At 48.0% G+C, this 12,127-nt stretch carries 7 protein-coding genes; 2 read left to right on the forward strand and 5 right to left on the reverse strand.

What is annotated here, in order from left to right; translation table 11 throughout:
• Positions 1–3 precede the first annotated feature (3 nt).
• From L3C95_RS13450 to tgt, 5 genes are all read right to left on the reverse strand, one after another.
• The gene (locus tag L3C95_RS13450) at positions 4–3,699 is read right to left on the reverse strand and encodes a PKD domain-containing protein (RefSeq protein ID WP_236388370.1); all 3,696 of its coding nucleotides are present in this window, start codon (positions 3,697–3,699) and stop codon (positions 4–6) included.
• A gap of 226 nt (positions 3,700–3,925) precedes the next feature.
• Complete coding sequence (recG, locus tag L3C95_RS13455) at positions 3,926–6,037, reverse strand: ATP-dependent DNA helicase RecG (protein WP_236388373.1); 2,112 nt, start codon at positions 6,035–6,037, stop codon at positions 3,926–3,928.
• A 151-nt stretch (positions 6,038–6,188) separates the two neighbouring features.
• Complete coding sequence (locus L3C95_RS13460) at positions 6,189–7,508, reverse strand: citrate (Si)-synthase, eukaryotic (RefSeq protein WP_236388375.1); 1,320 nt, start codon at positions 7,506–7,508, stop codon at positions 6,189–6,191.
• Positions 7,509–7,705: 197 nt separating this feature from the next.
• Positions 7,706–8,785 (reverse strand): LptF/LptG family permease, encoded by a 1,080-nt coding sequence (locus L3C95_RS13465; RefSeq protein ID WP_236388376.1) that lies wholly within the window; start codon positions 8,783–8,785, stop codon positions 7,706–7,708.
• A 22-nt stretch (positions 8,786–8,807) separates the two neighbouring features.
• Complete coding sequence (gene tgt, locus L3C95_RS13470) at positions 8,808–9,938, reverse strand: tRNA guanosine(34) transglycosylase Tgt (RefSeq protein WP_236388378.1); 1,131 nt, start codon at positions 9,936–9,938, stop codon at positions 8,808–8,810.
• Positions 9,939–10,134: 196 nt separating this feature from the next.
• On the opposite strand from tgt, the gene L3C95_RS13475 reads away from it, so the two are divergent.
• Entirely contained in the window at positions 10,135–11,268 is a 1,134-nt protein-coding gene (locus L3C95_RS13475) for a glycosyltransferase (protein WP_236388380.1), read from the forward strand.
• Positions 11,269–11,372: 104 nt separating this feature from the next.
• A complete protein-coding gene (gene rsmG, locus L3C95_RS13480) occupies positions 11,373–11,996 on the forward strand; it encodes a 16S rRNA (guanine(527)-N(7))-methyltransferase RsmG (RefSeq protein WP_236388385.1) in 624 nt (207 codons plus the stop codon).
• The last annotated feature ends 131 nt before the right edge of the window (positions 11,997–12,127 follow it).

The raw sequence follows: 12,127 nt of genomic DNA on the forward strand, positions 1-12,127 counted from the left end.
TCATCATCTTAACAAGGTTACGCTTCCATTCTTGGTAGCCGTGGTACCGTCACTGAACTGTACGTTGATCACATATGCATAGGCGTCCATCGCTTGTACTGCACCTTTATAGCTTCCGTCCCATCCTATCGATGGACTATTTGTTTCAAATACCATCTGGCCCCAGCGGTTGTAGATCTTCATATTAAACTTGTCGATACCGAATCCTTTTACCAGGAATACATCATTTACACCATCTCTGTTCGGAGAGAACGCGGATGGGATATCAAACAGCGGTATTACAATAGCACTCACCTGCTTGTGGGCTGTATCCGTACAACCCGCGCTGTTTGAGGATATAAGGTATACATCAAATATGCCGGTCTTATTGTACTGATGCGCCGGATTCACTTCTGTAGAACCATCTCCGTCTCCAAATTCCCACAGGAAGCTGACAGCATCCGGAGAAGACTGATTAGTGAAAGTGACAGGCGTATTTTCTACCGGTTTCATTGGTGCATAAGTAAAGTCGGCTGTTGGCGGCGGGAATACATTGATCACCATCGTAGTGTCATCTGTTTTGTTACAGGTATTGCTATCCACTACATGTAATGATACTGTAAAGCTTCCTGCATTGGGATAGACATGTACAGGATTCACCTCTGTTGATGTAGTACCATCTCCAAAGTTCCACGTAAACGTCTCACCGCCCATGGTTGTATTCACAAACTCAATAGTAGCAGGCACGCAGGTGCTGTCAGGCGCAGTGAAAGAAGCTCTTACATTCTGCGCTACGCGCAATGGTACGGTATCGATCTGTGGCGCGTTACAATAGTTCGTGTCGATCAGTGTCAATGTTGCATTGTAAACACCTTCTGCTGCATAGCGGTGGGTATATGGGAAATTGCCCGGCCCTACGGCCACAGGAGGTGTATTATCGCCAAAATTCAATTCAAAGGACGTAGCTGTAAAAGGTCTTGGTGGCGTCGGTGCGGTGAAGTTGAACTGGTAGTTCAGGTCTTCACATGGCGGAAGACGCTGCGCAGTCATATCAAAGTCAGCCCTGTCTGTACGGATGCGCAGGTCCAGTACGGCTGTATCGCAACCATTACAACTGGCAGGATCACATTTAACGAGTGTTACCCTGTAGTTGCCGGGATTATTGTAAGTATGTTGAATAGTATCGCTACCGGTTACAGGTGCGGAGCCATCTCCGAAGTTCCATGTCCAGGTCTGTGCCGGTATACGTGTAGTATCCACAAAAGTAATGGTAGCCGGTACGCAGTAATTCGTTCTTCTTTCCAGTGTTTTGATACCTGCTTTTACTCCATCCAGGTTAAAGGCGATCTTCAATGCACCGAGGTTACAGTTAGGCGGAGCAGTTGTTGCGTATGCACCCGGCGTAGTCGGATAACGCGGCCTGAAGTCTGTTCTGTTGGTAGGGCACCATGCACAGATACCCTGATAGATCACCCCATTACGATCGAAACGGCTGGTACCACCATCCACGTGCTCATAAGTACCATTGCCACCAAAGTAGCTGCCAAACAGGATGTCTGTAGCATCACGCTGTAATACGAAGAAGTAGAAATCCTGGCTATCGGTAGTACGCTGTAAGGGGTTCTTCAGCGGTAAGCCTGCTGTATTGGAATTCGGATAATGCAGGTCAATATCAATACCGCCCCCCCAGCCGGATACATAAACGTTTTCACAACGGTCTACCAGGAAGGCCACCGGTGAAATACTGGGTGTGGAAGCTCCTTTACCGAAGGTGGTGGAGTATACAAATGCAGACAGGTCTGGCTGCAGTTTTGAAATGAATTGTCTCGAGTTGTCGTTGTAGAAGCTTGCTGTATTAGGCGCCTGCTGTGTAGGCCAGGTACCCTCGGTAGTTCCCATGATATACACAAAGCCCCTGGAATCCAACTGGATACCATATACCTGATCAGCCGCCACAGTATTGGCGCCCATATAGGTACTCTGTAACAATGTTCCACCGTCTGCACTGATATGCGCAATGAAACCATCGCATATACCGCCTCTGTAAGCTCCGTAGATAGGGTTTCCCCTGATAGGGAAGTTATTGCTGGCAGTACCGCCGGCAACGTATAATGTACCGCCGTTCAGCGCCAGTACGTATGCCGCATCTTCCTTGCTGCCGCCGATATAGCTCGCCCACTGCAGGTTGGAACAGTTCTGATCTATTTTCAGTATTACGCCATCCTGCGCACCGCCAAAGGAAGTCTGAAACGCGCCGGATGTGACAGGGAACCTGTCAGAGCGGGTACAGCTGGCTACGTAAATACTACCGGTATTATCTATCACCACTTCGCTGCGCGCATCATCACCATAGTTGCGCAGCAGAACTGAAGCCCCCAGGGTCCTGTCCTCACGGATATTCACACCGTCATCACCGGTACTGGCCACAATGATGGAACCGATGATAGCAGAACCTGTAGCATTGAGTTTTGTTACGGCAATGTCCCATCCTCCGCGATTACCGACTACTACCGGCTGACCGTTATTAGAAGCCGGACCAGGAAAATTGCCGGAAGTAGTTCTTCCTGAGATCACCAGGTTACCGGCAGGATCCACAAAAAGACTATGTGGTTGCTCCTTGCCGCCGCCACCCAGGTAGGTGGCATAGATCAGGTTACGGCCATTCGCAGAAAACTTACTGATACCGATGTCAAAACCACCTTCGGCATAAGTATTCTGTACTGCACCAGGCGTAACAGGATATCCTACGTTGAACACGATACCACCACCATAGAAGGCGCCCACGTTATCATATGTAGCGGTGAACCCCCAGTTATCAGCCTGGGAACCGGATACGGTGGAAAAGATATAAGAAGGATCAATGATCAGTGGATAGTTGCTGTCGTATTTACCAGATACTTTGAACTTCAGTTTCAACCCATTCAGCACATAAGAAACTTTTACGGATACACGCTGATTGTCAATGTACTGATAAGCAAAAGGCATCTGCTCTGTAACGGTACCTACAGAAGTAGTGATGATCAGCTGTTCTTTTTTGATTTCCAGTTTATCCACGCCGGTATATTGCAGTTGTATCTGGGAAGGATCAGCACCGGGTTGTACGATGAGGTCATACTTCAGCACACCTGCTTCTGAATATACCTGCATGTCAACGCCCTGGTACAGCGCCTTGTAATTAACAAGCTGATAAGATTTCACACCGGATGCCCAGTTTTTAGGATCATTACCGATGAAGTAGTTGGCATAACTTTCAGACGCTTTTTCAGCAGATATTTCGGGCGTTCCTGCATTCAGAAAGGTGACCTCATATGCATGCCCTTTCACGACAGGAAGAGGCAGCGGTGCACTGGCATCACCATCCTCCTTGCGGGCAGCCGGATTAGCAGCATTGGCCTTCGCGTTGGCAGCGTAGCTGGGATCGGGCACCCAGATAACAGAGTCTTTACCACCGTGTGCATGGCCGTGTATTCTTTCGGCTAGTGCATCGCGTTGTTTTTTGTCCTGTAACAGGAACGTAAAGCCTGTACGTTTCAGAAAGGCCGCCCCTCCGCCCATATCAGTTTTATAAAGGAAATCACCGTTCCACTGTCCTTTGTTCTCAGTAAACTGCAGGGGTTTGTTGTCATAGATTTCCTGTACCTGTACCTGCGCACTGGCTATTACGCCTGTAAAAAGCGAAAAAAGGAAAGCCAAGCAGCCTATAGGGAAAGTAAAATTCAACGGAGTAGATTTAAAATGTTTATTCCTAGTTCTTTATCACTTATATAATACGTAATAACGCAGACAGCGGTACATTTGTTACCGCAAGAACAGCGCCAATTCAATTAGTAGTATCATCCCAAACGCCGGCGGATATAATATAAGATGGCGGAAACGGGCCGGAGTTTAAAACAGGTCAATATACCAGCTTGCCGGGGCGCATTTAGATAATAAACGTAAAAGTTGCTCAGGAAATTTTACTCCACTGAGATTTTCCTTGCTGGGCGGCCAGAAACCGCTGTAAGGATTGATTCTCAGGTGTTGACAAGTCCGGATCTTCCTGTAGTATTTTTTCCGCACTGGCGCGGGCGGCTTCCAGTATGGGCCTGTCCTCCACAATATCAGCCAGTTTCAGATCAAGTAGCCCACTCTGGCGGGTACCCTCAATGTCGCCGGGTCCCCGCAGTTCCATATCTTTCTCAGATATTACGAAACCGTCATTCGTCTGTACCATTACCTGAATACGTTCTTTTGAATCAGCGCCTACCTTATTACCCGTCATGAGGATACAGAAAGATTGTTCTGCTCCCCTTCCCACGCGTCCGCGTAACTGGTGCAGCTGGGAAAGGCCAAACCTTTCTGTGCTTTCAATAACCATTACAGAGGCATTGGGCACGTTCACCCCTACCTCAATAACGGTAGTAGCTACCATGATCTGCGTATCGCCTTTTACAAAACGCTGCATGTTGGCATCTTTCATTTCTACCGGCTGGCGGCCATGTACCATGCTGATATAGTATTGTGGCTCAGGGAAAAACGCTTTCACTTCCTCATACCCTTTCATCAGGTTTTCGTAGTCCAGCGTTTCAGAATCTTCAATCAACGGATATACGATGTATGCCTGCCGGCCTTTCCGGATCTCGTCTTTGATAAAATCCATGACCTGTGGCCGCTGGAACTCTGTCCGGTGTACGGTCGTAATAGGTTTACGGCCGGGCGGAAGTTCGTCTATGACTGATACATCCAGGTCTCCGTACACGGTCATCGCCAGGGTACGGGGAATAGGAGTTGCCGTCATGACAAGTATATGCGGTGGTATAACGTTCTTCTCCCAAAGGCGGGCACGTTGCGCTACCCCAAACCGGTGCTGTTCGTCAACAATGGCCATGCCCAGGTTCTTGAAAACGACCTGGTTTTCCAGCAGGGCATGGGTACCTATCAGCAGATGGATCTCTCCTTCTTCTACTTCTTTCAGTATCTGTTTACGGGCTTTCCCCTTCACATTCCCTGTAAGCAGGGCTACTTTCACGGGCATATTTTCCAACAGACCGGCGATGCTTTTATAGTGTTGCTGTGACAGGATCTCGGTGGGCGCCATCAGGCAGGCCTGAAAACCGTTATCTACCGCCAGCAGCATTGTAAGCAGGGCTACCATTGTTTTTCCGCTACCCACGTCACCCTGTATGAGGCGGTTCATTTGCCTGCCGGTGGTCGTGTCCTGACGGATCTCTTTGAGTACACGTTTCTGCGCTCCCGTCAGCGAGAATGGCAGGTGATGATTATAAAATGTATTAAAGGCTTCGCCTACGCTATTGAATATGAAACCATGCGACAGCTGCTGCCGCCTGATCTTCAGCCGGCAGATCCTGATCTGGGCGAGGAACAACTCTTCAAATTTCAGCCTGCGGCGGGCCTGGTTGGCATCATCCTCTCCTGCCGGCAGGTGGATCTTAAAATAGGCCTTTGCCCTGTCCATCAGCCGGTATTGCTGCAGGATGGACTGAGGTATATTTTCGGGTATTTCTCCGGGGGATAATTGTTCCAGCAAAGCCTTGGTCAGCTTGCCGATGGCTTTGGCCGTCAGTCCCCGGGCTTTCAGTTTTTCGGTAGTATAATACACCGGTTCCAGGAATGGTTTTCCGGCGGCTATCTCTTCTGTCAGCAGGTCCATTTCCGGATGGGACATCTGCAGGTAGCCATTGAAAACAGAGATCTTGCCGAACACCAGGTAAGAGACGTTCTGTTGCAGCGACTTTTCCATCCATTGCCAGCCCTGGAACCATACCAGGGAGATCTCCCCGGTCTCATCCCGCAGAGTGGCCACCAGGCGTTTAGCGCGCTTATCTCCTATCACTTCCAGACGGGTGATCTTTCCACGGATCTGCACATAATCCATCTGCATATGCAGACTGATGATCTTTTCCACTTTTGTGCGGTCCACATAGCGGAAAGGAAAATAGTACAGCAGGTCTCTGAAGGTGTGCACACCTATTTCCTTACGCAGCAGTTCTCCCCGCTGGGGGCCTACTCCCTTCAGATACTCTATCGGATTGGATAATATGGCGTTCTTAAAATCCATAGACTACGCTCCTCAGGTGGGTGAATGCTCCCAGCCTGCGGACATGCTATTTTTGTTTAAAGGTCTGGCTTTTCTCAATAAGCAGGGTACAAAAATAAAAGGTAAACAGCATACACTGTTTACCTTTTAAAATATTATTACAACGTGGCGATTACTCAGCTTCTACCTTACCTTCCACGAATTGTTTCATCCATTCTGTGGTAACGGACTTCGGTCTTTCCAGAGAGAAACCAAGTGCACGGTCCCAGCACAGGGAAGCCAGTACACCCAGCGCACGGGATACGCCGAACAATACAGTATAGAATTCATATTCCACCAGGCCATAATGTACCAGCAGCGCACCGGAATGTGCATCTACGTTAGGCCATGGGTTCTTGATCTTACCGAGGCTTTCCAGAATTGGTGGAACGGTTTCATATACCAGCCATACGATACGTACCAGTTCATCATCAGACAGGTGTTTCTTTGCAAACTCCATCTGTGCGGTGAAGCGTGGATCTGTCTTACGCAGTACAGCGTGACCGTAACCAGGTACTACCTTACCGTCACTGAGGGTCTTACGTACGTAATCTTCGATCTGCTGTTTGGTAGGAATACCACCACCCAGTTCTTCACGCATATCAAGTATCCACTTGATCACTTCCTGGTTAGCCAGACCATGCAGCGGACCGGCCAGACCGTTCATACCTGCTGCGAATGACAGGTAAGCGTCGCTCAGCGCAGAACCTACCAGGTGAGTAGTATGTGCGCTCACGTTACCACCTTCGTGGTCAGCGTGAATGGTCATGTAGAGACGCATCAGTTCTTTGAAACCTTCGTCTTCATAACCCAGCATGTGAGCAAAGTTACCAGCCCAGTCCAGAAGACCGTTCGGTTGTATGTGGTTATTGTTTTTGTATTTACGGCGGTAGATATATGCAGCGATACGTGGCAGACGTGCGATCAGATCCATTGCATCATCGTACATCACACTCCAGTAATCTTTTTTATTCATGCCTTCTGCATATGCTTTCGCAAAAGCAGATTCTGTCTGCATAGCCATTACACCTACAGTGAACATGGTCATCGGGTGTGTGGTTACCGGCAGTGCATCAATTGCGGCAAAAACGTGGTTAGGTACATGAGAACGGCGCGCCCACTGGTTAGAGAGGTGCTGTACGTCTGCTTCTGACGGCAGTTCTCCAATCAACATCAGGTAAAACAATCCTTCCGGCAAAGGCTCGGCGCCACCTTTAACTTTTGGCATTTTCTCCCTCAGTTCCGGAATGGAATATCCACGGAAACGGATCCCTTCGTTTGCATCCAGTAATGATGTTTCTGTCACCAAACCAGTTATGCCGCGCATTCCCTGGTACACCTGGGCCAATGTAACATCCTCTATCTTCTTATTGCCATGGTTCTTCACGAGGTCCTTCACTTCCGCATTGAGCTCATCGGCCTTTACCTTGAATTTTTCTTTTATATACCCCATTTTAAACTGTTGATTAGGTAATGATAACAAAAAATCGGATCAATTGTCAAAAGTAATGATTTGTTGAAAACTTAGCTGCTTATAATCATAGAATTACAGGTAGCTATAAAGGCAATAACTTTCAAACAACTGATTTCCAATATACAAAGAAGTAAATATTATTGTTAAGGCAATAAATTAAAGAAATGTGAAATTTTCTATTTCGGTGCCCTTAAATACAACCAGAAGGCGAGTCCACCAAACAGGAAGTTGGGTATCCACACTGCCAGTAAGGGATTGAGGTCTGCTTTAATAGAAAATACCGTGGAAAACTGCAGGAAGATAATGTAGCTGGCGCTGATCACAATTCCGACAGCCAGGTGCAATCCGCTTCCTCCCCTTACTTTTTTAGAAGCAATGATCCCACCAATCAGTGTGAGGATGATCACTGCTCCGCAGGAGGCCGTACGCCTGTATTTTTCAACGTAGAATGTATTCAGTCCTTCGGCCCCTCTCAGCTCCTCCCTGGCAATGAACCTGTCCAGTTCGGGAGTGGTCATGGCTTCCTGGATATTCTTCTCTTCGTACATTTCTTTGGGATTCAGGGCGATCTTGATGGAAGTGTCTGATTTCGTCCACCAGTGTTCCTTCAGCCCGTTAATAGAGCGCATGGTTACATAGTCCAGTTTCCATTTCCCGGTGGTAGAGTCCCAGGTCACCCTGTCGGCCTTCATTTTGAACATGATATTCTGCCCGCGTACATCTTCCAGCAGGAAGTTACCACCGCTTTTATAATTAGGGTCGTAAGATCCGAAAGTTACGTAGGTAAAACTGTCCACACGGATGGTCTTGTCATACATGTTCTGCTGAGCCTTCTGTTTATGCACATAGGCGGCTTCGAACCTGGTCCTGATCTTATTGGCAATAGGTACGGTCCACCTGTTGCCCAGCCACAGTAATCCTCCGAAAAGCAGCGCCCCTACCCAGTAAGGACGTAAAAAACGGCGGAAGCTGACCCCACTGCACAGGATGGCAATAATCTCCGTTCGGTAAGCCATCTTGGAAGTGAAGAAGATCACGGAAATGAAAATGAAGAGCGGGAACAACAATGCGGCGATATGCGGGATAAAGCCGAAGTAGTAGTCTACTACGATCGTGTAGAAAGACAGGTTGTTGTTCATGAAGTCGTCTATCTTCTCCGTCACGTCTATCACTACGGAAATGATCAGGAGGATCATGAGGGAGTAAATAAAGGTACCTATGAACTTACGCAGGATGTACCAGTCTATCTTTGTCATATAACGGCAAGATAATATAAATCTAAAGTCTTTGTTTCAACTGTGGCACCATACTATTTTTCCAACTGGCATAATTACCGGCCAGGATCTGTTTCCTGGCTTCTTTCACCAGTTCCAGGTAAAAAGCAATATTATGGATACTTGCCAGCTGCATGCCCAGGATCTCCCCTGCGGCAAATAAATGGCGCAGGTAGGCCTTGGTATAACGGTTGCTGGCAAAACAGGCGCTGTTTTCATCTACCGGGGTAAAATCGGTCGCCCATTTCTTGTTTTTGATATTTATAACGCCATTCCAGGTGAACAGCATACCATTACGGCCATTACGGGTGGGCATTACGCAGTCGAACATGTCCACGCCGAGGGCAATGTTTTCCAGGATGTTCCAGGGAGTACCCACCCCCATCAGGTAACGGGGTTTCTGTTCCGGCAGGATGTCGCATACCAGTCCGCACATTTCGTACATATCCTGTTCCGGCTCACCTACGCTCAGGCCGCCGATAGCGTTACCGGCACATTCCCTGGCCGCGATCTCCGTAGCAGAGATCGTACGGAGGTCTTTATAGGTGCTGCCCTGTACTATGGGGAATAAGGTCTGTTCATGACCATAGGCAGGTTGTGTTTCCGCCAGGCGTTTGATACAGCGGTCCAGCCAGCGATGGGTCAGTTCCATCGACTTTTTGGCGTACCGGTATTCCGAAGGATATGGCGGGCATTCGTCAAAGGCCATGATGATATCGGCCCCGATGGTCCGCTGGATGTCCATCACATTTTCAGGAGTGAACAGGTGGCGGGAGCCGTCTATATGTGACTGGAATACAACACCTTCCTCCTTGATCTTGCGGTTGGCTGCCAGGGAAAATACCTGGTACCCGCCACTATCTGTCAGCAAGGGTCTTTCCCAGCCGTTAAATTTATGCAATCCGCCCGCCTGCGCCAGCACATCCATTCCCGGGCGGAGGTACAGGTGGTAGGTGTTCCCCAGGATGATCTGAGCCTGCACATCTTCGCGCAACTGTTCCTGCGTCACTGCTTTTACACTGCCTACGGTGCCTACCGGCATAAAAATAGGCGTTTCGATCTTCCCGTGACCGGTAGTGATCATGCCGGCACGGGCTTTACTGTTGCTATCTGTTGTTGTCAGTTCAAAGTTCATCTCGGTATCTGAATGCTTGAGGCTATTCCTGCCATTTTCAGGGGGCAAAAATAAGGGGAATTATGCAGAAACCTTCATTCCGGGCCGGGAAAGCAGCAGGCTCTCCGGGTGAGGATAAACTCCTCATTCTCATTTAAAAATCTTTTTTTCCACAGGCTTATACAGATAACTAAAAACGTATATATTTGTTGTTGCTATGTTGTATAACTTGGGCTTATTAGCCTTTTACGCTTTTGCTACCGTTGCAGCCATACAAATATTGTATTACCTGTTCTTCTTTTCCCGGGTAGCTTTTTATCGCCGTACCTTCGAAAATGATATCGATCCGGATATGGAGTGCTCCGTTATCATCTGTGCGAAAGATGAGGAGTTGAATCTCCAGAAGAATCTGCCGTCGGTCTTGTTACAGCGGTATCACGACAAGAAAAAGCCGGCATATGAGGTGATCGTAGTCAATGACAATTCGGAAGACGACACCAAGTATTACCTCCGCTCTATCGAACCCGGATATCCTCATTACCGCCATATCGAGATCAAACAGGCCGCCAAGTTCATCCCCGGAAAAAAGTTCCCGCTCTCCATGGGCATCAGAAGTGCCAAATACGAAAACATACTGCTGACAGATGCTGACTGTAAACCGGCCAGCACCTATTGGTTGTCACTGATGAGTCAGGGATTTACTGATGGTAAAGAGATCGTACTGGGTTACAGCCCTTACGAGAAGAAACCGGGCCTGCTGAACAAGGTGATCCGTTACGAGACCTATTTCAGTGCTTTACAATACCTTTCTTTTGCCCTCAGCGGCATTACTTATATGGGAGTAGGCCGTAACCTGGCTTACAAACGTGAACTGTTCAACCGTCACAAAGGTTTTACCGCACACCATCATATTGCTTCCGGCGATGATGATCTGTTTGTCAATGCCGCTGCCAACCGTCATAATGTAGGAGTGGTGATCAACAAACAGGCATTTACTTACTCAGAGCCCAAAACGACCTGGAAAAAATGGTTCCAGCAGAAAACCAGGCATATGTCAACCGGCAAACATTACCGCTTCGGCCACAAGCTATTGCTGGGAATGTTCTCACTGACCCATTTTCTGTTCTACCCTTTACTTTTTGCAAGTCTCTTCTATGAGCCACTGCGTATGTATACGCTGGGCATCCTGGGAGGTAAGCTGTTGCTGCAATCCATCATCTCCTTTATGGCCATGCGCAAGCTGGATGAGGCAGACCTTTTCAAGTTCAGCCTGTTCATGGATTTCTTCATGCTTTTCTATTATATCATCCTGACTCCTGCCCTGCTGTTCAAGTCGAAAAACAGGTGGTAGTTCAAGATTAAAGATATACCAGCGGCTGTCTCAAAAGGGGCAGCCGTTTTTTATTGGCGCATTCCTCTTTACATTTGCACCAATTTACAGACCATCACTACATCATGGATATCGTACTCAAATACTTCTCAGACTTTACGGATACACAATTGGAGCAATTGAAAGCGTTGGCAGGTTTATATCAGGAATGGAATGAAAAGATCAATGTGATCTCCCGTAAAGACATCGATGCGTTGTACGAAAAACATGTGCTGCACTCCCTCAGTATTGCCGCCGTTGCCGACTTTCCCGCAGGAATGCAAATACTCGACCTGGGTACGGGCGGCGGTTTCCCTGGTATTCCCCTGGCTATCTTCTTTCCCGAAGTGAAGTTCCACCTGGTGGATTCCATCGGTAAAAAGATCAAGGTTGTGCAGGGCGTATCGGAAGCGCTGGGTCTGAAAAATGTCACCTCAGCCCATACCCGTGTGGAAGATATTAAAGACCGGAAGTTCGACATTGTGGTTTCCCGTGCGGTAGCTCCCTTAAAGGACCTATGGCGCTGGAGTAAGCCGGTTTTGAAGAAAGCCCCTGCACATGAGCAGCAACCGGGCCTGATCTGCCTGAAAGGAGGCGATCTTACCGAGGAAATAGCGGAAAGCGGTGTACGCCCCCGACTGACAAATATCTATAAACTGTTCCCGGAAGAATTTTTCCAGGAAAAACACATCGTTGTAGTAAATAAATAACTGGAAATCAACCTCTCTCTTAAAATAAACCCGGAAATATTATAAAAACTTCGTAAACTGTAAAATATCCATTCTGTTTTTTCGTCTCCCTTAGTAAGATGAAAGAATTGCTCCTTAAAAAAACGCCTCTG

It is taken from the genome of Chitinophaga filiformis, assembly GCF_021646545.1.
GTDB lineage: Bacteria > Bacteroidota > Bacteroidia > Chitinophagales > Chitinophagaceae > Chitinophaga > Chitinophaga filiformis_A.